General features: G+C 59.7%; 21 protein-coding genes and 1 pseudogene. 4 read left to right on the top strand and 18 right to left on the bottom strand.

Annotation, left to right across the window (positions count from 1 at the left end; translation table 11 throughout):
* The 16 genes and pseudogenes from PMW70_RS08195 to PMW70_RS08270 all read right to left on the bottom strand — a co-directional run.
* Positions 1-260: pseudogene (locus PMW70_RS08195) on the bottom strand (SIS domain-containing protein); the annotation flags it as partial.
* Between the two features lie 170 nt (positions 261-430).
* Entirely contained in the window at positions 431-1,645 is a 1,215-nt protein-coding gene (locus PMW70_RS08200) for an MFS transporter (protein WP_195241124.1), read from the bottom strand.
* A gap of 92 nt (positions 1,646-1,737) precedes the next feature.
* Positions 1,738-2,571 carry a PTS system mannose/fructose/sorbose family transporter subunit IID gene (locus tag PMW70_RS08205; RefSeq protein WP_117798386.1) on the bottom strand — a complete coding sequence of 278 codons (834 nt, stop codon included), beginning with the start codon at positions 2,569-2,571 and terminating at the stop codon, positions 1,738-1,740.
* A complete protein-coding gene (locus PMW70_RS08210) occupies positions 2,552-3,325 on the bottom strand; it encodes a PTS mannose/fructose/sorbose/N-acetylgalactosamine transporter subunit IIC (protein ID WP_035137735.1) in 774 nt (257 codons plus the stop codon). The genes PMW70_RS08205 and PMW70_RS08210 overlap by 20 nt, the downstream gene beginning before the upstream one ends.
* 224 nt (positions 3,326-3,549) lie before the next feature.
* Entirely contained in the window at positions 3,550-4,440 is an 891-nt protein-coding gene (locus PMW70_RS08215; protein WP_233505160.1) for a DMT family transporter, read from the bottom strand.
* Between the two features lie 88 nt (positions 4,441-4,528).
* Positions 4,529-5,362 carry a PTS system mannose/fructose/sorbose family transporter subunit IID gene (locus PMW70_RS08220; protein WP_117798386.1) on the bottom strand — a complete coding sequence of 278 codons (834 nt, stop codon included), beginning with the start codon at positions 5,360-5,362 and terminating at the stop codon, positions 4,529-4,531.
* Complete coding sequence (locus tag PMW70_RS08225; RefSeq protein WP_118206271.1) at positions 5,343-6,116, bottom strand: PTS mannose/fructose/sorbose/N-acetylgalactosamine transporter subunit IIC; 774 nt, start codon at positions 6,114-6,116, stop codon at positions 5,343-5,345. Before PMW70_RS08225 ends, PMW70_RS08220 begins: the two co-directional genes overlap by 20 nt.
* Before the next feature lie 58 nt (positions 6,117-6,174).
* On the bottom strand, positions 6,175-6,657 hold the full coding sequence (locus tag PMW70_RS08230; RefSeq protein WP_117565058.1) for a PTS sugar transporter subunit IIB: 483 nt from the start codon (positions 6,655-6,657) through the stop codon (positions 6,175-6,177).
* A 57-nt stretch (positions 6,658-6,714) separates the two neighbouring features.
* Complete coding sequence (locus PMW70_RS08235; protein ID WP_117565057.1) at positions 6,715-7,134, bottom strand: PTS sugar transporter subunit IIA; 420 nt, start codon at positions 7,132-7,134, stop codon at positions 6,715-6,717.
* A gap of 46 nt (positions 7,135-7,180) precedes the next feature.
* Positions 7,181-8,242: an SIS domain-containing protein gene (locus PMW70_RS08240; protein ID WP_253057201.1), complete on the bottom strand. Its 1,062-nt coding sequence runs from the start codon at positions 8,240-8,242 to the stop codon at positions 7,181-7,183.
* A 60-nt stretch (positions 8,243-8,302) separates the two neighbouring features.
* Positions 8,303-9,418 carry an SIS domain-containing protein gene (locus PMW70_RS08245; RefSeq protein ID WP_117655976.1) on the bottom strand — a complete coding sequence of 372 codons (1,116 nt, stop codon included), beginning with the start codon at positions 9,416-9,418 and terminating at the stop codon, positions 8,303-8,305.
* Positions 9,419-9,611: 193 nt separating this feature from the next.
* On the bottom strand, positions 9,612-10,325 hold the full coding sequence (locus PMW70_RS08250) for a GntR family transcriptional regulator (protein ID WP_035137743.1): 714 nt from the start codon (positions 10,323-10,325) through the stop codon (positions 9,612-9,614).
* The gene (locus PMW70_RS08255; protein ID WP_035137744.1) at positions 10,310-11,077 is read right to left on the bottom strand and encodes a GntR family transcriptional regulator; all 768 of its coding nucleotides are present in this window, start codon (positions 11,075-11,077) and stop codon (positions 10,310-10,312) included. The genes PMW70_RS08250 and PMW70_RS08255 overlap by 16 nt, the downstream gene beginning before the upstream one ends.
* 38 nt (positions 11,078-11,115) lie before the next feature.
* Entirely contained in the window at positions 11,116-11,604 is a 489-nt protein-coding gene (locus tag PMW70_RS08260; RefSeq protein ID WP_035137745.1) for a hypothetical protein, read from the bottom strand.
* 409 nt (positions 11,605-12,013) lie between these two features.
* Entirely contained in the window at positions 12,014-14,542 is a 2,529-nt protein-coding gene (locus PMW70_RS08265) for a phosphoketolase family protein (protein WP_271744559.1), read from the bottom strand.
* Positions 14,543-14,746: 204 nt separating this feature from the next.
* A complete protein-coding gene (locus PMW70_RS08270; RefSeq protein ID WP_271744560.1) occupies positions 14,747-15,775 on the bottom strand; it encodes a LacI family DNA-binding transcriptional regulator in 1,029 nt (342 codons plus the stop codon).
* A gap of 183 nt (positions 15,776-15,958) precedes the next feature.
* Between PMW70_RS08270 and murB the strand changes: the two genes are divergently transcribed.
* Entirely contained in the window at positions 15,959-16,921 is a 963-nt protein-coding gene (murB, locus tag PMW70_RS08275; protein ID WP_195363670.1) for a UDP-N-acetylmuramate dehydrogenase, read from the top strand.
* A 221-nt stretch (positions 16,922-17,142) separates the two neighbouring features.
* On the opposite strand, the gene PMW70_RS08280 is transcribed toward murB, so the two are convergent.
* Entirely contained in the window at positions 17,143-18,348 is a 1,206-nt protein-coding gene (locus PMW70_RS08280) for a coiled-coil domain-containing protein (RefSeq protein ID WP_271744561.1), read from the bottom strand.
* 266 nt (positions 18,349-18,614) lie between these two features.
* Here PMW70_RS08280 and galE point away from each other — a divergent pair, with 266 nt between their 5' ends.
* From galE to glgP, 3 genes are all read left to right on the top strand, one after another.
* On the top strand, positions 18,615-19,676 hold the full coding sequence (gene galE, locus PMW70_RS08285; RefSeq protein ID WP_271744562.1) for a UDP-glucose 4-epimerase GalE: 1,062 nt from the start codon (positions 18,615-18,617) through the stop codon (positions 19,674-19,676).
* A 209-nt stretch (positions 19,677-19,885) separates the two neighbouring features.
* Positions 19,886-21,403, top strand: a complete 1,518-nt coding sequence (malQ, locus tag PMW70_RS08290; RefSeq protein WP_233502855.1) for a 4-alpha-glucanotransferase — start codon at positions 19,886-19,888, stop codon at positions 21,401-21,403.
* A 128-nt stretch (positions 21,404-21,531) separates the two neighbouring features.
* A complete protein-coding gene (gene glgP / locus PMW70_RS08295) occupies positions 21,532-23,799 on the top strand; it encodes a glycogen/starch/alpha-glucan family phosphorylase (RefSeq protein ID WP_271744563.1) in 2,268 nt (755 codons plus the stop codon).
* Between the two features lie 534 nt (positions 23,800-24,333).
* On the opposite strand, the gene PMW70_RS08300 is transcribed toward glgP, so the two are convergent.
* Positions 24,334-25,533, bottom strand: coding sequence for an ABC transporter ATP-binding protein (locus tag PMW70_RS08300; RefSeq protein ID WP_271744564.1), 1,200 nt, complete (start codon positions 25,531-25,533; stop codon positions 24,334-24,336).
* Positions 25,534-25,551: the final 18 nt, after the last annotated feature.

Raw genomic sequence — 25,551 nt, forward strand, 5'->3', positions numbered from 1 at the left:
CCCATGACGTTCCACTCGGCGGCGTGGATCAGGTAGACCTCGAGGTCGCGGTCGCCGAACTTGTTCATGAGGTACTCAAGTTGCATGAGCTCGTCCCAGGTGCCGCCGACGCCCATCAGGAACACGGCGTCGTAGCCCTCGTCGGCGACCTTGTCGGCGAGCTCAATCATCTTCTTGCCGGTCTCGTAGACGTTCTTGCCGTCCTCGACGTAGCCCTCCTGGCTAAAGTGCATGATCTCGATCTTCTCGGTTTCCTTCATGGCTTTTCCTTTCTGTCCTGCACGCAACTCTATACATCGCGTTTCTTTTCGATACCAATTATAGACATACACCTAATGTGTTTTTAATACCACTTATCAATCTGCTCCAATCCTCGGTGAACGGTCGAAATTCTCTGGTGAGTGGTATTAAATTAGAATTGAATGTATAGCTAACGCCTCTGGCGCCTCCCTTGTGTGACAAAGAACAGCGTTCCTACCAGCGCAATAATGGTCGATGCCCCAAACAGTACCGTCTGGACACCCAAAGCCTCCGCCAAAAACGGAGCCGCCAGCAGCGGCAGCACGCCGGCGCTCATCAGGCCAAAACGCACAAAGCCGGTAATGCGCCCCAGGTATTTGATGTCAGCGCGCTCCTGAATCAAGATCATCTGCAGCGGTTCCAGGAATCCCCAGGCCAGACCGTTAATCGCCTGACCGATAATCGCGACCCCCAGCATATCGGTGCCCACGTACACCATGGACCCAATGCCCACGGCCATGAGCGCGCCGAGCAGCAATCGCAGGTTGACATGGCGGGCAGAAAGCTTGGTCAGGATGAACGCGCCCACCGAGGAAGTGAGGCCCACGACCGAGGACAGCCAGCCCAGCCAGACGATATCCACGTTGAGCACATCGCGATAGAACAACGACTCCAGCGAATCGAACGCGCCAAACGCAAAGAAGCCCAGAAAGCCCGAGATAAAGATAAGGCGCAGGTCGTGGTCGCGAAACGTAAGTCGCGCGCCCTCGGCCATGCCGCCCAGAATGCCGCCCTTCGGCTTCTCCCCTTTTGCGGGAGCAACACACTCGTGACAGCCCAAGGAGAGCACGGCCGCCACACCCATCATGCCCGCCATGAGCAGATAGACCGATTGCGTGGCAAAACAGCTCACGATGGCACCACCGAGCAGCGGGCCAGCGGTATAGGCGATATTGCTGTAGAACACCATGAGACCGTTCACGCGGGTACGGCCCTCGGTGGTCGACTCCAGGTATCCCGGAAACGCATGCGTACAGGTGTTGATAAAGCCGCCCGCAAGCCCCAAGACGCACGCGGCAAACACAAGCCCGGGGACAGACAACGGCGCCAACCCCACGCCAAGCGATAGCACCGCCGTAATCACGCACGTCACAAACGACGTCCGGCGCGGTCCAAAGCGGTCGATGACCGAGCCCGACACCATATTGCCCGCCGACGTCATAAGATTGCGTACGAGCGTAATGGCAGCAACCAAAAAGGCCGTGCCAGCCAAATCATACGTCGCCGCGCCGATAAGCCCTAAAAAGTACACCGCGTTGTTGGCGCACCATTGCAGGGACTCAATAAGAATCAGCCTGACCTCTGCCGGCGTCAGGCGCATTGCTTCGCGATCCTTCGCGAACATACGAACTCCCTCTATACAAGTAAGGGGATGGAGGGCATAGGCCCGCTCCATCCCCTTACCAGGTTGCAATGACAGTCTATGCAGCCGGGCCCTTACGCCAGCACGCCGAAGAACGCGCCGACGATGCCCACGACCATGGTGGCCACGATCAGCACCATGGGGTTGATCTTCTTGGACAGCAGCCAGTAGTACAGCCAGAAGGCGATCATGCCGAGCATGCCGGGCATGATGCCGTCCAGGATGTCCTGGAGGGTCTGGGCGTCGTCGCCCGAGCCGATGGCCACCGGGATGCTGGCCCAGAACATGTCCTTGCACATGGCGCCCACGACCATGACGCCCACGATTCCCACGCAGGTCATGATCTTCTGCATGAGGCCGGTCCTCTGGGCCTCGTCCAGGAAGCCCACGCCCAGCTCGTAGCCCTTGACGGCGCCCCAGACGCGCAGCGCGAAGCCGGGGACGTTGTAGATGAGCAGGAAGGCGATGGGGCCGAAGGGGTTGCCGGCCTGGCACAGGCTGATGCCCACCGCGGCGGCGACCACGCGCAGCGTCGACAGGAAGATGGAGTCGCCGATGCCGGACAGCGGGCCCATGAGGGCGGCCTTGACGTCGTTGACGCTCTCGGGCTCGATCTCGCCGCGGGCGACCTTCTCCTCCATGGCCATCGCGATGCCGCCGACGAACGGGGCGAACTGGACGGTGATGTTGAAGAACGCGCAGTGGCGGTGCAGGGCCTCGGCGTAGTCGTCGGGGCGGCCGGCGTAGATCTTCTTGAGCATGTTGGCGACCATCAGGCAGAAGGCGATGTTCATCTGCTTGTAGTAGGTCCAGGAGAACTCCATGCCCAGGGCGCCGACGTTGACGGCGCTCTTGACGAGGTCGGAGCGCGTGATCTTGTTCTCGGGACTAGAAGTCATCGTCCTCATCCCCTTCCGCGGAGAGCTGGGGCTGGGCTCCGCCCAGGCCGAGCAGGTCGAACTTGTCGATGCCGATGATGATGGCGATCAGGGCGACGCCCAGGACGGGCACGTTGGCGTAGGAGCACAGCAGGAAGCCCAGGAAGTAGAAGGGCACGAGCTGCTTGGTGAGCACCAGGCGGCCGAGCATGGCGAAGCCCATGGCCGGCAGGATGTTGGCGGCAACGCCGCAACCGTCGATGATGAAGGGCGGGATGAAGTCGAGCAGGCCCTGGATGGCGTCGGAACCCAAATAGAAGGCGCCGCCGCACAGCAGGAAGTACTCGACGCAGCCCCAGATTCCAATTCCCCAATGAACGGCGTAGATGCCTTTGAGGTTTCCCTTGAGGGCGAACTTGTCTGCCATATCGACAAACACAGGGAACAAGGCATTGGTAATGTTGCCGATCGTCAGTGCAAGGACGGCGATGGGCATGGCGAGCGCGATGGCCGTCTCGGTACCCTGACCGAGCTGAATGGCAAACGCGCAGGCGAGCACGCCGCCGACGGTTTCGTTAGGCGGCACGTAGGCGCCGATGGAGATCGAGCCCATGAACAGCAACTCCAGGCTGGCGCCAACGGCAAGGCCAGTCTGCAGGTCCCCCAGCACCAGGCCCACGAGCGGGCACAGGACGATGGGGCGGAACGCGTAGAGGGTGCCGAGCTGGTAGTCGAGACATCCAAAAGCTCCGACTAAGCCGACGAGGATTGCTTGGACAAGCATAGTTCCTCCCAATAAGGAATCTCGAACCGTCGTCACTCCCGTCGCGCGCGTTATTGATATCAATCCGGGAGTTTGACCACACGGTCCGAACCGCACCTGGCGTGCTGCTAACACCCATACCAGGCACAAATGATTTGATACCAATTATAGGTATGCAGGTTCGCCTTATTTAATACCAGTCGCTCAGCGGGGTGTTTTTTACCGTAAACGGCAGGCGCATCCCATTAGGCACGCTCTTTGTTTCGATGGCGGACAAGCGCCACCAGAAAGCCGTCGCCAAAAGCATCGGATGCCAAGTTGGCCACAATCACCAAAACGATCATCGCCGCGCCCAAGAACTCGTTCCAGCTAAAGACCTCGCCAAAGAGGAGCGCCGACCAGCAGGGAGCGAGCACGACCTCACTCATGCAAACCAAGTTGGCCGCAAACGCGTTGGTGCGCGCAATCCCCTTGGCATACAGCACACTCGCAAGGCCGCTGCAAAAAAGGCCATGCACCAGCATAAGCCCCCACTCAAAGGGTTTCACGGAGCCTAGGTCGCCGGCAAAATAGACGATCGGAAGTATCGAGATGCCGCAGGAGATGAGCGAGGACACCATGGGCGACGCATCGGGGCGAGAGTTTAAAAAGAAACACAGCCCAAAGGTGGCGCCCGAAATGACGGCAAGCAGATTTCCGAGCATGCCCTCGGCGCTCAAATCACCTAAAAAGAAAAGTCCCATACCCGTAAAAGCAACCACCACGGAGGCAATCTTCGCAGGCGAGGGCAACGTGCGAGTTGCGAGCGATTGATACACGATAACGAAAATCATCGAGGTGTACTGCAGAACGATCGCGTTGCCGACCGTCGTGAGCTGGTTGGCAAAGTTAAACGTGGTGCCCGTCACGAAGTTGCAGACGGCCACAAGGACAATAAGACGGCTGACGCGAAGGACGGGTCTGCCGACGAGCAGGATAAAGAGCGCCATAAATATTGCCGTGACGGCACCGATCAAAAGAGCTGACTGCGAATTGGCGCGAACGAGGATGCCGATAAAACTCCACAAGAGCGCCGTGCCAAATAGATACATCGCCCCGCTCACGCCATTATCGGGTGGATTGTCAGATCGAATCACGAAGCACCTCCAACTAGCTTTCGGTAATAAAAAACGGCGACCGCAATGGGTCGCCGTTTCCCTTGGGGGCAAATAATAGGCCGGGCCCTTACGCCAGCACGCCGAAGAACGCGCCGACGATGCCCACGACCATGGTGGCCACGATCAGCACCATGGGGTTGATCTTCTTGGACAGCAGCCAGTAGTACAGCCAGAAGGCGATCATGCCGAGCATGCCGGGCATGATGCCGTCCAGGATGTCCTGGAGGGTCTGGGCGTCGTCGCCCGAGCCGATGGCCACCGGGATGCTGGCCCAGAACATGTCCTTGCACATGGCGCCCACGACCATGACGCCCACGATTCCCACGCAGGTCATGATCTTCTGCATGAGGCCGGTCCTCTGGGCCTCGTCCAGGAAGCCCACGCCCAGCTCGTAGCCCTTGACGGCGCCCCAGACGCGCAGCGCGAAGCCGGGGACGTTGTAGATGAGCAGGAAGGCGATGGGGCCGAAGGGGTTGCCGGCCTGGCACAGGCTGATGCCCACCGCGGCGGCGACCACGCGCAGCGTCGACAGGAAGATGGAGTCGCCGATGCCGGACAGCGGGCCCATGAGGGCGGCCTTGACGTCGTTGACGCTCTCGGGCTCGATCTCGCCGCGGGCGACCTTCTCCTCCATGGCCATCGCGATGCCGCCGACGAACGGGGCGAACTGGACGGTGATGTTGAAGAACGCGCAGTGGCGGTGCAGGGCCTCGGCGTAGTCGTCGGGGCGGCCGGCGTAGATCTTCTTGAGCATGTTGGCGACCATCAGGCAGAAGGCGATGTTCATCTGCTTGTAGTAGGTCCAGGAGAACTCCATGCCCAGGGCGCCGACGTTGACGGCGCTCTTGACGAGGTCGGAGCGCGTGATCTTGTTCTCGGGACTAGAAGTCATCGTCCTCATCCCCTTCCGCGGAGAGCTGGGGCTGGGCTCCGCCCAGGCCGAGCAGGTCGAACTTGTCGATGCCGATGATGATGGCGATCAGGGCGACGCCCAGGACGGGCACGTTGGCGTAGGAGCACAGCAGGAAGCCCAGGAAGTAGAAGGGCACGAGCTGCTTGGTGAGCACCAGGCGGCCGAGCATGGCGAAGCCCATGGCCGGCAGGATGTTGGCGGCAACGCCAAAGCCAGCAAGGACAAAGGGCGGGATGAAGTCGAGCATGCCCTGGATGGCGTCAGCGCCCAGATAGAACGACAGCGAGCACAGCAGGAACGCCATGATGATACCGGTCAAACCGATCAGGAAGTGCATCGCATAGACACCCTTAAGGTTGCCCTGGCCGGAGAAGACATCAGCGCGGTCAACCAGAATCGGCAGGGCGGCGTTGAGGATGTTCTTGATGGCAAGGCACAGCGTGGCGATGGGCATAGCGAGCGCGATGGCTGCCTCGGTGCTCTGGCCCAACTGGATAGCGAAGGCGCAGGCGAGCACGCCGCCGATCGTCTCATCAGGCGGCACGTAGGCGCCGATGGAGATCGAGCCCATGAACAGAAGCTCCAGGCTGGCGCCGATCGCGAGGCCGGACTGCAGGTCCCCCAGCACCAGGCCCACGAGCGGGCACAGGACGATGGGGCGGAACGCATAGAGCGTACCGAGCTGGAAGTCGAACTTACCAAATGCGGCGATAAGTCCGATGAGGATTGCTTGGGTAAGCATATATCCCCCTTTCCTAATAGGACACTACGAAGAGCTCAGACTCTTCGAAATTGAACGCCTAGAGCACGCTTGCGCAGTCAACCTTGGGGTCATCGGCCAGAGGACGGATCTCGACCTCGACGCCGTTGTTCAGCATCTCACGCACATCGGCCTCCTCGGCTGCAGTCAGGAAGATCTGACGAGAGACCTGACGAGCATCGGGGCGCTTCTCGTCCTTGGGCTTGGTGTTGCCCAGGTTGACCGACTTGATCTGCGGGCAGCCTTCAACAAGCTGCTTTGCCTCAGCGATGGTGGCGACACAGATAATCATCTTGTATTTGTCAGTCACACCCGAGTTAATGGCCTCGATGGCATTCGCCATATCCTTGATGACGAGCTTGCAGCCGGCAGGCTTGCCCATCTTGAGCGTCGTCTTCCACACCGGGTCGTTGGCGACCTTATCGCCCACGCAGAAAATGCAGTTGGAGCCAAGGCCCTGGACCCAAGAGACCGCGACCTGGCCATGAAGCAGGCGATGGTCGACGCGAAGTAGCTGAATCATAATGTGACCCCCCAAAGGTCTTGTGCCGTCTTACGGCGTGTCAGTAGGTGCTGCGGATTAGAACTCTTCTTCCTCTTCGTCATCGACCAAAAGATCGTTGACAAACTTCACGCGCGTATCGTCCGCAGCGACGATGGCGCGAATCGTCTCCTCAACCGGCGCCGACTCGTCAGAGAACAGCAGCTGGATAAGCAGAGGAAGGTTCATGTTGGTAACGAGGTACGTGCGGGGACGCGTCTGGACGATCTTGGTGAACTCGTTGTTGACGCTGCCGCCAAAGAGGTCGGTGCAGACAACAACATCATCGTCGGCAGCCATGCCTGCCAGCAGTTTTTGGGCCTCCTCGGCCACGTCCATGCGGTCATCGACGAACATCGAAAGATCGTGGACGTTGTCGCGAGCGCCCGAGAGCAGCTCGACACTCTCCTTGATGCCGGTAGCGAAGTGCGCATGGCTGGCGATGATGTACTGCCTCATTCTGTGTTCCTCTCAATAGCCCGGCGCGTTCCCGCACCCGTTTTCTTTAGTAGTCGAACTGGTGATAGTAGCGACGATACTTGAGGTTGTGCTTGGTGACCGTCTCGTAGTAGCGAGCCAGGCGGTCGGTAACGAGCACCGTCAGAATCCACGGAGACACGATGACGCGGAACTCGTCGTCAAGGCCGGGGATCGCGAACTCGGCGGTGTCGATGACGTTGATGTCGGTGTCGCCGGTCACGCCGCGGGTCAGGAACGCGCGGACGCGCTCGTCGAGCTTGCGGTTCTCGTCCTCGCCCATGAACAGGAAGACCGGGACGCCCGGCTCCACGAGCTCGAGGGTGCCGTGGAAGAAGTCGGCCGAGGTGATGTAGCGGGTGCGCTTCCACTGCATCTCCTCGAGGATGCACATCGAGAACAGGATGGTCTCGCCCCACAGGGCGCCGGAGCCGATGAACATGGTGTAGGGGGCCAGGGCGTACTTCTTGGCGAGCTCCTCGGCGCGCGGCTCGAAGCGCTTGCGGATATCGAGCATGTCCTTCCAGATGTCCTTGGTCTGCTCGATAAACAGATCGAACTTGGGGAAGCAGCCGCGGCGGTTGAGCAGGCGCAGGCCGAAGCAGTCGGCGAGGTAGTAGCCCTTCTCGCAGCCGCCCGAACCATGGTCAGAAGCCATGGCGACGCAGTTCTCGGCGCCGACAGCCTGGCCGATGGGGCCCTCGGGCTTGGTCATGGCGTAGACGCGCACGCCCATGCCCTTCATCTTCTTGACGGCCTCGAGGACCTCGGGGGTGGTGCCGGACTCGGAGGCGGTGAGCACGACGGACTTCTCGGTCATGCGCTTGTGGCCCATGACGTTCCACTCGGCGGCGTGGATCAGGTAGACCTCGAGGTCGCGGTCGCCGAACTTGTTCATGAGGTACTCGAGCTGCATGAGCTCGTCCCAGGTGCCGCCGACGCCCATCAGGAACACGGCGTCGTAGCCCTCGTCGGCGACCTTGTCGGCGAGCGCGGTCATCTTCTTGCCGGTCTCGTAGAGCGCCTTGCCGTCCTCGAGATAGCCCTCCTGGTCGAAATGCATGATCTCGATCTTCTCGGTTTCCTTCATTTGTCTCTCCTTTCTGGGGTTGTTTCCACATCCCCCATGCCAACGGGCATCAAAACCCGCTTACATTCCGTAACACTCAGCCGCTTTGGCCTTAAGCGCATTGACTGACTCTTCGTAGCCCTCTGCCTTGACCTCCATTTGCTTGGAGACGGCATCGAGATACGGGTGCACGTTCCATGACTTCAGACGCTCGGCGATCATGGCCGCAATCGTCTGGAAGAACACAAGATTGGGAATTGCGCTGAGCAGCGGAGCCACCTGAGGCACCGCAACCTCGTGAGCCCTACCCTTGGGATGGGCCGTGAGCAGCACCGTTTTTGCCGTAACGTTCGATAGCGCATCGGCGATATTCGCAAGACGCTCCGACCCCTGCGGATCGTCGACGATAAACACCAGATAGCCCGGAACGATCTGCATCTCGGGACCGTGGACGAACTCCTCGCCTTCGTGATGCATGGCAGGAATCTTGATGGTCTCGCTCAGCTTGAGCGCTGCCTCCTCGGCAACACCATAGTTGGGGCCGTTGCCGACGACCATGGCGGGCATGTGCTCAGAAAGCTCGAGCATGTGATCTTGGACATATGCCTCGGCGGTCTTGCACATCACGGCATTAGCCTGGATAGCCTCGCGCAGGTCATCAAGACGCTGAGCAACGCCCTTGGCGTCAATCGTTCCGCGCGCCTGACCGCCGTAAATACCAAAGAGCACCAGGTACTCAACGAGAACCTCGACGCCCAGAGTCACAAAGTCCACCGACTCGACGCCCACACCGTAGTCAAGAACGATGTCAGCGTGTTCCTTGATGGGTGCCTCGACGTTTGCCGTGAGCGCAACTGCAGCCATATCGTGTGCGCGCATGTAATCGAGCGCCGCAATCGTATTGGTTGAATAGCCGCTCTGCGAGACGGCAATGTTAAGCGCATGCTGTGGATAGGTGTGTTCAAAATCGACGAAGGCCTCGGGCGTCACAACGGACACCTGCATCTGCAGCGCATCTTGCAGGTAATCGCGGGCGCAATCCGCAGCATGGCGCGACGAACCCGAAGCAACGATGCGCAGCGCGTCAAAAGAACCGGACTGGAAAATATCAACGAGCTGCGCTACCAGCTCAGACGAACGCTCGAGGTTCTCTCCCATACGCACATGGGCAAGCTGAACGTAATCGAGCATCTTCATCGTCTCACCTCGTAACAAATCATTAGTATTTGATACCAATCACAGTTACAGGTTACGGCTTTTTGATACCTCTTTGTCGATTAATTTATCCCCTTCGGCGAACGGTCGATTTTGAGCCATGTAAGGTTGTATATACAGCTGACCCAACGATCAAAACTGGTTAGTTTCCCAGCCGTTATTCACAAAATACCAGCTAGTACGTATAGGTGTAGCCGCCCGTATCGCCACGATTGAAGGACTTTACATACTCGATAGCCTGACCGCTCGCGTCATAGCTCACGCATTCCAAAAGCAAAACAAGATCGCCCTGTTCCAGTCCAAGGAGGCCGGCATCTCGTGCGCCCAGCGCTTCGATATCGAGCTTTTCCTGTGCCATGACTGGCTTTCGGCCCAGCATCTCATAGGTCTCGTACAAACTGAAGACCGACACGTCAATATCTTCGATGGTTGGGAACAGCAGGCAGGGAATCAGCGCCGTCTCAATCGATACGGGGCTACCGTTTATGCAGTTCAGGCGTCGAACGGAATAGAGCAGGTCGTCCTCGGCGATGCCAAACAGGTCGGCGTAATATGGCCCCGCATAACGCTTGGAACGCGCGAGAATACGGACGGACGGCTCGCCGCCCGAAGCACGGACCGATTCACGGAAACCGACCGTGCGTTCAAAAAAAGCAGGTACTTTCTGCGCCACAAAGGCACCTTTTCCCCGAACACGGCGAATCTGCCCGCGCCGAACCAGCTCATCGACAGCGCTTCGGATGGTCAAGCGTGTCGTACCAAATTCCTCGGCGAGGTCTTTTTCGGACGGAATCATGGAACCCGTGGGATATGCACCGCGCTCGATACGTTCCTCGATGCAGCGTCGAATGCGCATATAAACCGGGGTGGCATCTACTGTTTCAGCCATTGTTCACCTGCCACGCTCCTCATGCCGTTCTCTTCGCCGTTATCGGCAAAGCGGAACTTTGTGGGCAAAATCACCGATTTGCAATGCTCCACAAAACGCATGTCCTTATCAAATTCGATCGAGCTCTCATAGAACACCGGCGTTCCCTCTTCTTGCTGGAGCAGCTCGGCCTCTTCGACGTTCAAACGCGAGATGGAGATATGCTCACGTCCATGCTCAACGCGCACGCCACCTTCTTTGAGCAAGACATCGTAAAGGCTCTCACACTCAAAATCGTGCTCGGGAAGCGATGGGCACAGGGACAGGTTAACGTGAGCGGTCTCGATTGACGCCGGCTCGCCCTCAATAAGTCGAACGCGCTGCATGCGGAGCAAGGGAGCGCCTACAGCCACCCCAAGCTTGTCGGCAAGCGCCTCATCCGCCTCGATGGTCCCGGTGGAAACCAGACGAGAAGAGGGGTGCAGGCCGGCAGTCCGCACAGCATCGGAAAAGTTATACGTTTCCTGGAAGATGTTCAGCGGCTTGGGAGGACACACATACGTGCCCGATCCGCGACGGCTCTCGAGCGTTCCACACGAGATAAGCCGCGTGATACCGGCACGCAACGCCGTACGCGAAACGCCAATCTCTTCGCACAGCACGCGCTCGGCCGGCAGGCGATCGCCGCCGGCAAGCTGATGGTGCTGGATATACCAAAGAATTCCCTCAACAGCATGATCTTTGGGGGGAATTGCATAAGATTCGCCTGCCATTGCACAGACTCCTCATTCAGAAACGTATGCCGCCAAAATTAGGCCAGCCCTCCCATGGCATCAAATTCTGCCTTGATCTTCTCGGCGACATTCCGATACGACTTATATAGACTTGAATCGCGTTTGACTTCGTCGGTCATAACGGGAATCTCTAATTTGGAAACCTCGTCTTTTCCCGTCTGAACCGCCACAACAACGCCCATACCAAGACACATATTACGCTTGGCAGCGTTTATTTTCGCCGCCTTGGCAGGATTTGCCAGGATACGCTGGGCAAATTCCTGTTTAGAGACCGCTTCTTCGGCCTCCGGATCGCCCGCCTCGGCCACTTCGCACTGCAACACGTCCGCATAGTCAAAAATCTTCGGCTCGCCGCCGCGCTGATGCACGGCCCACTTGCGGCGCGTGGCGTCCTGGTAGATAGCCGGCAAAAATGTAAACCGCGGCGGGTCCAAAATCGTATCCGTGATGGTAAACACATCGGGATCAAAGGCATCCTGCGGGTTTTTCTTCTTGAACAGCCCCATATCAGCCTCCCGTACTAGCATTAAACAACTCAAGCCGAATATAGCACCAATTTCAAGCCGCCGCCTTACCCTATCGGTACGCGGCGTCTATGGCTCGCCCAGCGGGGTAATACGGGCGAGGGCCGGGGTGCCTTCCTCTGAGAAGTTCGCGAAGCCCACTTCTCAGAGGAAGGCACCCGCCCGGAGGCGGCCCCAGCGCGAGACCGTCCAGCACAAGCGCTCCCCGAGCAACCGCTCGCCGCTGGTTGCACAAAAGTCAGCGAGCGGGTTCCAGGTGCCCCAGGTCGTCGTGAAAGAGGAGCGACGCGTACTTTATGTACGCGAGCGACGGTTTGAACGGCGAGATGGGGTGCCTGGGACCCGCGCAGCGTCGGGCCGTTACGCGGTTTGGTAAAACCGCGTAACTAAGTTACTCGTTGTCGCCTGCGGTCATTTGCGTTGCGGAGAGCGCGCCGTCGGCAGCGGTTGCGGCTGCGGCGTCGGGCCAGACCCAGTCGGTGAAGGCCGGGTGATCGTAGCCCTCATCGCACGCGAACTCGAAGGCCTCGGTGCGGAATGCCTCCCACTTATCAATCTGCTCGGCAAACTTATCGGCGTCGACCATGCGCAGCACGTCGGCGGCCAGTGCCCAGCGGTCCATGTTGTTCAGGCGCAGCATGTCGAACGGCGTGGTCGTGGAGCCTTTCTCCTCGTAGCCGTGGACGCGGAAGGCGTCGTGGCCGGGGCGGTTCCAGATCAGGCGGCGAATCGTGCCGGCATAGGCGTGGAACGCGAAGAGGACGGGCTTCTCGCCGCAGCCGAACAGCTCAGCCCAGTGCTCGTCGCTGATGGCCTGGTCGTTCTCGCAGACGTTCTGAATCTTGAGCAGGTCGACCACGTTGACGAACCATACCTTGATACCCAGCTCGCGCAGCATGTCGGTTGCAGCCAGAGCCTCAAGCGTCGGCACGTCGCCGCAGGTGGCGACCACGACGTCGGCCTCGGCGAGCGAATCGGCGGTCGATGCCCATTCCCAAGTCGCGACGCCCTCGGCGAGCTCCGCCTTGGCCTCGTCGACCGTCTGGAAGGTCGGAGCAGGCTGCTTGCCGCAGAAGATGGCGTTGACGCAGTCGGTGGACTGGTAGACGTGCTCGGCCACAGCGAGAGCCATGTTGGCGTCGGCCGGATAGTAGGCGTTCACGATGTGCGTGTCGTTGGCCTTGTTGAGCAGCAAGTCGATAAAGCCGGGGTCCTGATGCGAGAAGCCGTTGTGGTCCTGACGCCAGACGTGGCTCGACAGCAAAATGTTAAGGCCGCTGATGGGAGCACGCCACGGAATCTCGCGCTTGGTAGCCTCGAGCCACTTGCAGTGCTGGTTGACCATGGAGTCGACCACATGGACAAAGCTCTCGTAGGAGCTCCACACGCCGGAACGGCCAGTGAGCACGTAGGCCTCGAGGAAGCCCTCGCATTGGTGCTCGGACAGCTGCTCGACGACCTTACCGGAGCCTGCCAGCAGCTCGTCGTTGGCCTCGTCCTCGTAGAAGCCAGCGTCCCACTGCTTCTTGGTCACCTTGTAGGCAGCCTGCAGACGGTTGGACGCGGTCTCGTCGGGACCAAAGATGCGGAAGTCATCCATGTTCTTGGCCAGAACGTCGGCAGTGTACTCACCAAAGACGCGGGCGGCCTCGGTGGAGCCCCAGCCATGACCCTTAGTTGCGACGGAGACCTCGTGGGCATGAATATCGGGCAGCTCGAGCTCGCGACGCACCTTACCGCCGTTCGCGTTGGGATTGGCGCCGATGCGCAACTCGCCGGTCGGCATAAAGGCCGTCACCTCGGGGCGCACCTGGCCCTCGGGCGTAAAGAGCTCCTCGGGCTTGTAGGAACGCAGCCACTCGCGCAGCACGCGGAAGTGCTCGTGGGTATCCTTGGCACTCGCCAGCGGCACCTGATGCGCGCGCCAGGAGTCCTCGGTCTTCTTGCCGTCGATGTGCTTGGGGCAAGTCCAGCCCTTGGGCGTACGGAACACAATCATGGGGTAGGCCGGGCGGACCACGGTCTCGCCTGAGGCGGCCTGGGCCTGCGCGGTGGCCTTGATGTCGCAGATCTCGTCAAAGACCTGCTCAAACAGGGCAGCGAAGCGCTCGTGGATGCTTGCGTGGCTCTCGTCGTCAAAGCCGGCAACGAAGAAGTGCGGCTTGTAGCCCATGCCCTCGAAGAACTTGGTGAGCTCCTCGTCGGACACGCGGGCAAGAATGGTGGGGTTGGCGATCTTGTAGCCGTTGAGGTGCAGGATCGGAAGAACGATACCGTCGGTTGCCGGGTTCACGAGCTTGTTGGACTGCCAAGAGGTCGCGAGCGGGCCCGTCTCGGACTCACCGTCGCCCACCACGGCCACGGCCAGCAGGCTCGGATTGTCCATGACGGCACCGTAGGCGTGGCTGAGCGTGTAGCCAAGCTCGCCGCCCTCGTGGATGGAACCGGGCGTCTCGGGCGCAAAGTGGCTCGGGATGCCGCCGGGATAGGAGAACTGGCGGAAGAACTTCTGCAAGCCGGCCTCGTCATTGGTGATGTCGGGGCGAATCTCGCGGTAGGTGCCGTCGAGCAGCGACTGAGCAGTACCGGCGGGGCCACCGTGACCAGGGCCCATCAAGAAGATAGCATTCTGGTTGTGGTCGGCGATCAGACGATTGACGTGACCGAACAGGAAGTTGATGCCGGGCGTGGTGCCCCAGTGGCCAACCAGGCGGTGCTTAACGTCCGGACGACCGAAGTCGCGCACCTCACCGGTTTTCTCATCAACAAAGTCGGGGCGCATTAGCGGGTTAGAGCGAAGGTAGATCTGACCGACGGACAGATAGTTCGATGCGCGCCAATACAGGTCGACGCCCTCGAGCTCGGAAGCCGGCACCTCGTGGCCCAGCTTTTGCCACGGCGTCCCCAGTGTTTTAGCCATTGTTTATGTCCCTTCGCTGTGCGGTCGCCCTCCGATACGGCAACCTTTCGTTGGGACTAGTATATTTGCTAAAACGTTTTATCATGGTGAAAAAACGTTTTACCACCCTTATCAATCGCATCGATCAACAAAACGCGACATTCACCTGCGGCATTGACTGTCACAGGTGCTCCACATTCGGTCTCTGCAAATTGATAAACGTGTTTAGTTGTGTTTAGTAAGCTCGAGCACGCTGTCCTTAACGATAAGCTCCGGCTCCAGAACGACCTCTTCGGCATGCCTGCCGCCCCTACCGGCAAGACGCTTGGACATGCAGCCAAAAGCATGCTCCGCAAGGACACCAGGATCCTGCTCAATCGCGGTCAGCGCCGGCTCAAAGAGAACATCGGCCGCCGAGTTGTCATAGCTCACCACCGAAATATCGCCCGGGATGCTCTTCCCCATCTCGTGCAAGCGCTTGAGCAAACCGAGGGCAATATTATCTGAGCTTGCGAACACGGCAGTGGCGTCAGTTGCGAGCACCGCCTCCGAGGCCTCGTAGGCACTCGGAATGTAGTACTCGCTCTCAAACTCCAAACGTGCGTCGATAGGCAGGCCAACCTCGCGCAGCGCGCGCTCATAGCCGGCAAGTCGCTTACGCCCCGTATTGGAACGGCGCGCGTTAACCAAGCAGGCAATGCGACGGTGACCCTGCTCGATCAGATAGCGAGTGGCCATGTAGCCACCCATCTCGTGGTCGAACATCACCTTGTCGCACTCGAGCCCCTCAATGGCACGGTCGACCATCACGGCAGGGATAGGCAGATGGCTGACTTCTTCGCGCAGGGCGCGGTCGTCGGAGAACTCGTCGCCCACAACCAGGAAGACGCCATCAACGCCGCGCGTTACCAGCTGGCGCAGCAGCTCCAGATCGTCGTCGGCACTTCCACCCGAGCTGGTAATGAAGAGCGCATAGCCGTCCTCGCGGCAGCGCTTTTCCAGGCTACCGGCGAGCGAGGCAAAAAAGCGGCTCTCGATGTTAGGGACGATAAGGCCCAGCGTGCGCGACTCGCGCATGACCAGACTACGCGCAATCTGATTAGGAACATAGTGGTTGCGCGCCGCAACCTCCTTGATGAGCTTGCGGTTTTCTTCCGAGATGCGACAGGGCCGATTATTGAGAACAAGCGAGACCGACGAGGGGGAAAGCCCCACCTCCTGGGCAATCTGCTTGAGGGTGACTTTGTTGGCCATCTCGCTCCTTCCAGGTTTACGCGCAATCTCTTGAAAGTATAGCGACCGCCCCTCTACCTCGGTGATAAACACTTTACCAATCCGGTAGACGGCTGTTTTATCGCCGCCAGCGCACCAAATCCGTCCGGGTGGGGTATATTGCAATCGATTGATGACAACGACCACCAAAAGGCGGATATTCGTATGCACGAGAACGACTTTTTTAACGAGGACCTGCTGTGCGCACTTGCTGGCGTTGCCGGCGAGGACAACGTGTTGATGAGCGAGCCCATGCGCGAGCACACCACGCTTAAGATCGGCGGCCCGGCCGACGTCTTTGTCACGCCCGATACTGAGCAGGGCCTCGTCGCCACGCTCGATACCTGCTATCGCTGCGACCTGCCGCTTACCATCGTGGGCAACGGCTCCGACCTGCTCGTCGGCGACAAGGGCATCCGTGGCGTCGTCGTGGCGCTGGGCGAAGGCCTCTCCGACATTACGGTCGACGGCACGCACGTCACGGCGGCGGCCGGCGCCTTGCTTTCCGATGTCGCCGCGGCGGCAGCCGAGGCCGGTCTCACCGGCATGGAGCCCATCTCGGGCATCCCCGGATCGGTCGGCGGCGCCTGCTACATGAACGCCGGTGCCTACGGTGCCTGCATGGCCGATGTGCTGGAGTCCGTGCGCGTCTACAAACCCGCTCGCCAGCTCGACGACGGCACCCGCGGCAGCGGCAACATCATCGAGTTCGATGTCGACGAGCTCAACCTGGGCTATCGCAAGAGCCGCATTGCCGACGACGGTTTCATCGTGCTTTCGGCCACTTTCAATCTCGCCCCGGGCAACGCCGCGATGATCAAGGCCGACATGGACGACTACCGTCAGCGTCGCGAGGACAAGCAACCGCTCGACATGCCGAGTGCCGGCTCCACCTTCAAGCGCCCCGAGGGTTACTTTGCCGGCAAGCTCATCATGGATGCCGGCCTGCGAGGACACGCCGTTGGCGGCGCGCAGGTAAGCGAAAAGCACTGCGGCTTTATCGTCAACGCCGACCACGCCACCGCCGCCGACGTCGACGAACTCATCCGCGACATCCAAGCCAAAGTCAAAGAGCAGTTCGACGTAGACCTAGAACCCGAAGTCCACCGAGTAGGCGAATTTTTATAAAAAGAAGGCCCCGAAAGGGGCCTTCACCATATTTATTCAGATAACCCAGTCCGGTGTGTCGCGCCCCGAACCCGAGAGGGCCGCGTGCCCGCCCGCAATATATTTGATTGATCGCGAGTTCCGCACGCAAAGAAGGCCACTTAATGTGGCCTTCGTCTTGCGTAGGACTGCCCGAGCAGGCAATCAAATATATTGCGGGCGGGCACGCGGCCCCGTCGGCTTTACGACAGCGCAATACCGCCGAGCCAGCCCCAACGCACGCCAGAGCCAGTGCCATAGAAGCTAATAAACGAATCAAGCGACTTAGACGTAATGGCGCCCTCATTGCTCATGACGATGCCGCCGCCAACATAGATGCCCACGTGGCCATAGATCAGACCCGGCATGCCGGTGCCGCTATGCGATGAGTCGGCCACGATCATGCCCACCTGCAGCGCCGAGCGGTCGGAGCTATAGCACCATGCGTTAAACATATCGCACGCGTTACCGCCAAAGTAGCCAACGCCGGCGTTACGGAAGACATTGGTAACCCACGCCGCGCACCAGTTCTGACCCGGCGAAGGCGTGGAGTAGCACGCGTTGACGACGGCCTGCTGTTTGCCCGAGCCGGCATTCTGTTGCGGGGTTCCGGGCGCATACGATCCGCCACCCGAGCTTGAACCACCCGAGTAGGAATTGTTCTTGTTCGCGGCAGCCGCGGCAGCGGCAGCCTTCCTAGCGGCCTCCTCAGCCTGGGCGGCAGCGATGATCTCGGAATCGCGCTGAGCCATGAGCTCCTTGACGTCGTCGGAAAGACCGTTCAGCACGGTCTGGACTTCTTGCTGCTTGGCATGCATGTCCTGCATCTGGGCAGTCTGCTGGTCCTTGAGCTTCTCTAAGTCGGCCTTCTGCGACTCGAGCTCGGTCTTTTGCGCATCGAGCTCTTCCTGGATGGTCTGAATGTCCTCGATGGCGTCGCGGTCGCTCTTGTTGATCTTCTCAACGTAATGCGCGTTGGCGACGAGTTCCTCAAACGAGCCAGAGGCCAGCAGCAGCGACAGGATGTTCGTGCCGCCGGACTTGTAGCTGGCGGCCACGCGATCGGAAAGGTCGTTGCGCTTCTTCTTGAGCTCGGCCTTCTTTTCATCGATCTGGGCCTGCGTGTCGTCAATCTTGCCCTGGACATTCTCGATGTCGTTGAGGGTCTGGGCATTCTTGTTGGCCAGCGCCGCATACTCATTTGCGATGCTGTCGAGCTGGGCCTGAACCTCGTCGAGCTGGGCCTGGGCGGCATTCAGTTTATCGGTGGTTTCTTTGGAAGCCTCCGCCGCATGGGCGCGAGCGGGCAGGCCAAAAAGAACTGCCGCAGAAGCGGCGCCGAACAGGGCCTTGAGGGCAGTGCGGCGCGAGAGCTCCTGGGAAAGGATGGAATCGCTGTTTGGTGACATATGTACTCCGTTACATGCTTATTTATATGTCGCTCAACTCATACATATTAGCGTACATATGGCGCGTCCCAACGATTTCCACGAACGGCAGGAAACTGCAAGGTCGGCGGCTCGTAAGCAAATACCAAAGATCAGGTTATGCGTACGCAAGCTCTGTTATGAGTACGTTAACATAATCCTCTGCTTTTCCTACAGCGCACGATTTGGGCGTCCCTGCCTGCGCTATACTCCCCTGAAGAAGTGTTCCTGATTCGATAGGAGACTACATGTCCAAAGCACTCGACCCCAAAGACACCTGCGTCCTCGTTACCGGTGGCGCCGGCTTTATCGGCTCGCACACCGTCGTTCAGCTGCTCGAGGGTGGCTACCAGGTCGTCATCGTCGATGATCTCTCCAACTCCAGCGCCGTCGCCGTCGACCGCGTCAAGACCATCGTGGGCGACGAGGCCGCCAAGAACCTCACCTTCTACGAGGCCAACGTGCTCGACCGCGATGCGATGAACAAGATCTTCGATACCCATCAGATCGACCGCGTCATCCACTTTGCCGGCTTTAAGGCCGTCGGCGAGTCGGTGAGCAAGCCCGTCGAGTACTACCACAACAACATCGAGAACACCCTGGTGCTCATCGACGTCATGCGCAGCCATGGCTGCAAGTCCATCATCTTCTCGAGCTCCTCGACCGTCTACGGCGACCCGGACAACCCGCCCGTCACCGAGGAGGATCCTAAGAAGCCCGCGACCAACCCCTATGGTTGGACCAAGTGGATGATCGAGCAGATCCTTATGGACGTCCACACCGCCGACCCCGAGTGGGACGTCGTGCTGCTCCGTTACTTCAACCCCATCGGCGCTCATCCGTCGGGCCTGATCGGCGAGGACCCCAAGGGCATCCCCAACAACCTGGTGCCCTATGTCGCCCAGGTAGCCGTGGGCAAGCTCGAGGCCGTTCAGGTCTTTGGCAACGACTACCCCACCCCCGACGGCACCGGCGTGCGCGACTACATCCACGTGTGCGATCTGGCCTCTGGTCACGTTGCCGCCCTTAACTGGATGAACGGCAAGACCGGCGTCGAGATCTTTAACCTGGGCACCGGCACCGGCACCTCGGTACTCGAGGTCGTCGCTGCTTTCTCCAAGGCCTGCGGCAAGGAGCTGCCCTATGTGATCCGCGAGCGCCGCGCCGGCGACATCGCCGCCAACTGGTGCGATGCCTCCAAGGCCGAGCGCATGATGGGCTGGAAGGCCCAGTACGACATCGCGGACATGTGCCGCGATAGCTGGAACTGGCAGAGCCACAACCCCAACGGCTTCGCCGACGCCGAGTAGCAAAAACCTACATACCGTTCTTGCCCCGATCTCACGTTGTGAGGTCGGGGCTTTTTTCATGGCATGTAGCCATTCGCCGAAAATCGACCAACTTTTTTATCTTGCCTGTACATGTTTAAACAACGTGTTTTACAATAGGCGTATCGAATCAGAACATCGGAGGCGGACTGCACACCCATCGGCAGGCCGACCCCACAACAAGAAGGTTGGTGAGCGCATTCATGGAGCGTGCAAGCGGCGTCCTCATGCCCGTCTCATCTCTGCCCGGACCATACGGAATCGGCGGCTTTGGCTGGAATGCCTACGACTTCGTCGATTTTCTCGCCTCGTGCAAACAACATTACTGGCAGATTCTGCCCCTTACGACGACCAGCTATGGCGATTCGCCTTATCAGTCGTTCTCGGCCCGCGCAGGCAACCCCAACTTTATCGACTTTGCCGAGCTTATCGAGGCAGGGTATCTGGAGCAGCGCGATATCGATGGCGTGTATCTGGGATCCGACCCCAGCAATGTCGACTACGGTGCTATCTTTGGCGGCCGCCGTCAGATTCTCGACCGCGCCGCCGAGCGCTTTGCTGCCGACAAGCCGGCCGATTTCGATGACTTTATCCAGGCCAACGAGGACTGGCTCATCCCCTACTGTGAGTTCATGACCGTCAAAGAGGAGTGCGGTCTCAAGGCGTTTTGGGAGTGGCCCGCGGAGCTCCGCACCCGCGGCGAGGCTTCCGCCAAGGTCTGCGCCGACCATCCGGCGCGTATGCTCTACCACCAGATGACGCAGTACTTCTTCGATCGCCAGTGGAGCCGCCTCAAGGCCTATGCCAACGAGCGCGACATTCTCATCATCGGCGACCTGCCCATCTATGTCTCGCGTGACTCCGTCGAGATGTGGGCGACACCTGAGCTCTTTAAGATCGACGCCGCCGGCAATCCCGTGAGCGTCGCCGGCACGCCGCCCGACCAGTTCTCGGCCACCGGCCAGTACTGGGGCAACCCCATCTACGACTGGGACGCCATGGAGGCCGACGGCTTCTCCTGGTGGGAGGGCCGCATTCGCGCCGCCCTCGACATGTACGACGTCATCCGCCTGGATCACTTCCGCGGCTTCGAGGCCTATTGGGAGGTGCCGTTCTCCTCGCCTGATTCGTCCTACGGTTCGTGGACGCAGGGTCCAGGCCTCAAGCTCTTCAAGACACTCGAGGAAAAGCTCGGCACGCTGCCCATCATCGCCGAGGACCTGGGCTTCCTCACCCCCGGCGTCATCGATATGCGCGACAACTCGGGCTTCCCCGGCATGAAGATCCTGCAGTTTGCCTTTGAGGGCACCAACTCGTACTACCTGCCGCACAACTACATTGCCAACACCGTCGCCTACGTGGGCACTCACGACAACGAGACGGCACGCGGCTGGTTTGAAGGAACGGCTACCCCGCGTCAGCGCGAGCAGACAGCCCTGTACACCCATCAGCAGGCCGGCGAACCCATCGCCGACGCGCTCAACCGAACCATCGCGGCCAGCGTGAGCGACACGTGCATCTACACCATGCAGGACCTGCTCAACTTGGGCAACGAGGCGCGCATCAACACCCCTGCCACGCTGGGCGGCAACTGGACCTGGCGCATGCTCGACGGCGCCATCACCCGCGAGCTCGAGCACAAACTCACCGACTGGACCGAGACCTACTTCCGCATCCCGTCGGAAGCCGAAATCGAGCTTCCTCAATAGGAGCTACCGCGCCCGACCCCTCCCCACCGTGCGGACGCGCTTGCTTACCCGCGCGAGGCCACCCCAATCCCCTCGCGCGGGCTTCTTATGAATTGCAGACATGTAATCAACCCATTACAGGAGGAAACATGCCCCAAATTAACCTCATGGAACTCGCCGAGCAGTCTTTTGGCACCTCGCTCGAGCAGCTCGACGACCGTCGCATTTACAAGCTGCTGGTCAAACTCGTGCAGGAGCGCTCCGCCGCCTGCCCGCTCAACAACGGCAAGAAAAAGCTCTATTACATTTCCGCCGAATTTTTGATCGGCAAGCTGCTCATCAACAACATGATCGACCTCGGCATCTACGACGAGGTTAAGGACCAGCTCACCGCCGCAGGCCACGACCTCAACAAGATCGAGGAGTTCGAGGTCGAGCCGTCGCTCGGCAACGGCGGCCTGGGCCGCCTGGCCGCATGCTTCCTGGATTCCATCGCCACGCTGGGCTTGACCGGCGATGGCGTGGGCCTCAACTATCACTACGGCCTGTTCCGTCAGCGCTTTGTCGACAACCAGCAGAAGGCCGTCCCCGACGAGTGGCTCGGTGAGCAGGACATCCTAGTCGACGACGACCGCTCCTACACCGTCGAGTTCGGCGATTTTGCCGTTACCTCCAAGCTCGTCAACATCGATGTGCCCGGTTACGGCCAGCCCACCAAGAACCGTCTGCGCCTGTTCGACCTGGCGAGCGTCGACGACGGCCTGGTCCCCGGCAGCTCCATCGACTTCGACAAGACCGAGATCGCCAAAAACCTCACCTTGTTCCTCTACCCCGACGATTCTGACGAGCAGGGCCGCCTGCTTCGCATCTACCAGGAATACTTCATGGTGAGCAACGCCGCCCAGCTCCTGATCGACGAGGCCATCGAGCGCGGCAGCAACCTGCACGATCTGGCCGACTACGCCGTGGTCCAAATTAACGACACGCACCCCACCATGGTCATCCCCGAGCTCATTCGCTTGCTCACCACCGAGCATGGCATCGAGTTTGACGAGGCCGTGACCATCGTACGCTCCATGGTCGCCTACACTAACCACACGATCCTTGCCGAGGCGCTCGAGAAGTGGCCGCTCGCCAGCCTGCAGAAGGTCTCCCCTGCCATCGCCGACATTATCGTCAAGCTCGATGAGATCGCGAAGGCCGAGCACGATGACCCGCGCGTCGCCGTCATCGACGAATACGACACCGTCCACATGGCCCACATGGACATCCACTTTGGCTTCTCCATCAACGGCGTAGCCGCCCTCCACACCAAGATCCTGGAGGACACCGAGCTTCATCCGTTCTACGAGATCTATCCCGAGAAGTTCTCCAACAAGACCAACGGCATCACCTTCCGCCGCTGGATCCATGGGGCCAACCCCGCGCTCGCCAGCCTGCTCGACGATGTAATCGGCACCGACTGGCGCAGCACCGGCGATCTGAGCAAACTCGCCAAGTTCGCCGACGACAAGGACGTTCTTGAGCGCCTGGCCGCCACCAAGGTCGAGGCCAAAACCATCATGCGCGAGTTTATGGCGCTCGAACAGGGCGTGACGATCCCCTCCAACGCCATCATCGATGTTCAGGTCAAGCGTATCCACGAGTACAAGCGCCAGCAGATGCTCGCGCTCTACATCATCTGGAAGTACCTCGACATCAAGAACGGTAACAAGCCCGAGCATCCCGTCACCATCATCTTTGGCGGCAAGGCAGCGCCTGCCTACACCATCGCTCAGGACATCATCCACCTGATCCTGACGCTGTCGCAGTGGATCGCAAACGACCCCGATGTGGCCCCCTACCTGCAGGTTGTCATGATCGAGAACTACAACGTCACCGCCGCCGAGCGCGTGATTCCCGCCGCCGACATCTCCGAGCAGATCAGCCTGGCCTCCAAGGAGGCGAGCGGCACCTCCAACATGAAGTTCATGCTCAACGGTGCCCTGACCCTGTGCACGCTCGACGGTGCCAATGTCGAGATCGCCGAGCTCGTGGGTGACGAGAACATCTACACCTTTGGTGCCTCGTCCAAGCAGGTCGAGCAGCTCTACGCCGACGGCACCTACAACGCCAGTGCGCTCTACCGCAAGCCCGGCATTAAACTGCTAGTGGACTTCATCACCAACCCGGCCTTTATGGCGACCGGCAACGCTGAGCGCCTGCAGCGCCTGCACGACGACATTAAGGGTAAGGACTGGTTTATGGCCCTACTCGACATTGAGGAGTACATCCAGACCAAGGAGCGCGTGCTGGCCGACTACGAGGACCAGGACGCTTGGATGCGCAAGGCGCTGATCAACATCGCCAACGCCGGCACCTTCTCGTCCGACCGTACGATCTCCCAGTACAACGACGAGATCTGGCACCTGGACTAACCCATTCCCCTTACCCATCCTCTTGAAAGCGGAGTCGTGGCAACACGGCTCCGCTTTTTGTGTCCATATGCCGGCCTATGGTTTGTCTCGACCAAACAATCTCGATCTGTAACACCTAACCGGCAAAATTGGGTCTATCTGTTACAGATCAAGACAAACAGAATTGTCCCGATGAACTGTCTCAATCTGTAACAGATAACCGCTGGAATCGGGTCTACCTGTTACAGAACGAGACAGACGGGCAAGGCTGCTAAAACAATCTCGATCTGTAACAGGTAGCTGCCGAAATCAGTCCTTCGTGTTACAGATTGAGATGAAAGGACAGACAGCTCGACACTGTCTCAATCTGTAACATCTAGGCCCAATTTGGCCCTCCTCCTGTTACAGATCAAGATAAGCTAACAGATGGACAACCCCAACATAAAGAAAGGCTCCCCTCTCGCCTAGTGGACGGGAGGGGAGCCTTATATGTGACCGCGGCAAAAGGATGGCAATACCGCAGTCGCCCAAAGGGAGGGCCTGGATGCACCGGGCCTAGATAAGGTTCTTGCCAGACACCTTATCGAAGAGATGGGTCGCGTTCTTCTCGAACTTGAACCAGATGGGGTCGCCCGCCTTGAGCGCACCCTTGGCCTCCAGATCTACGACAGGGATGATCAGGACAAACTGACCGTCGGGAGCGGTCACGTGGACATGCTCGGTCGAACCCATGAGCTCGGTCACCTCGACGGTGCCCTGAAGCGCGCCCTCCTCGTCCTTGTCGGCAAGCAGAATCTGCTCGGGGCGCACGCCGGCCGTGATCTCCTTCATGTCGCCGCCGCCCCAGTTAAGAGCAAGCTGAGCGCAGGTCTCGGGGGCGAGCGCCACGTTCATATCCTCGGTCTTGACGGTGAAGCCGTTGCCCGAGCGCACCAGCTGGGCATCGAAGAAGTTCATCTGCGGCACGCCGATGAAGCCGGCGACGAAGATGTTCGCGGGGTGGTTGAAGACCTCCTGCGGCGTGGCGATCTGCTGGACAACACCGTCCTTCATGACCACAATACGGTCACCGAGGGTCATGGCCTCGGTCTGGTCGTGGGTGACGTAGATGAACGTGCCCTTGATCTCGTGGCGCAGCTTGATGAGCTCGGCACGCATCTGGTTACGCAGCTTGGCGTCCAGGTTGGACAGCGGCTCGTCCATCAGGAAGACCTTAGGATCACGCACGATGGCACGGCCGATGGCGACGCGCTGACGCTGGCCGCCCGAAAGCGCCTTGGGCTTACGGTCGAGGTACTCGGTGATACCCAAGATCTCGGCGGCGGAGCGAACCTTGCGGTCGATCTCGTCCTTGGGGACCTTCTTGAGCTCAAGCGTAAACGCCATGTTCTCGTACACCGTCATATTGGGGTACAGAGCATAGCTCTGGAACACCATGGCAATGTCGCGGTCCTTGGGCGCCACGTCGTTGACGCGCTTGCCGTCGATGAGCACGTCGCCCGAAGTAATGTCCTCCAGGCCGGCAACCATGCGCATCGTCGTGGACTTACCGCAGCCAGAGGGGCCAACGAGGACGATGAACTCCTGGTCGTGAACGGTGAGGTTGAAGTCCTCTACAGCGAGCACGCCGTCCTCGGTAACCTTGAGGTTGTGCTTCTTCTCCTCGGTCTTCTTCTTTTTGCCAAAGAAGCCCTTCTTTTTGGACTCGTTGTTGGGATACACCTTCTGAACATGTTTGAGAACGATCTCGGCCATGTCTTTACCTTTCGATAT

Origin of the sequence: Collinsella aerofaciens, from assembly GCF_028209625.1 — a bacterium.
Lineage (GTDB): Bacteria > Actinomycetota > Coriobacteriia > Coriobacteriales > Coriobacteriaceae > Collinsella > Collinsella aerofaciens_AM.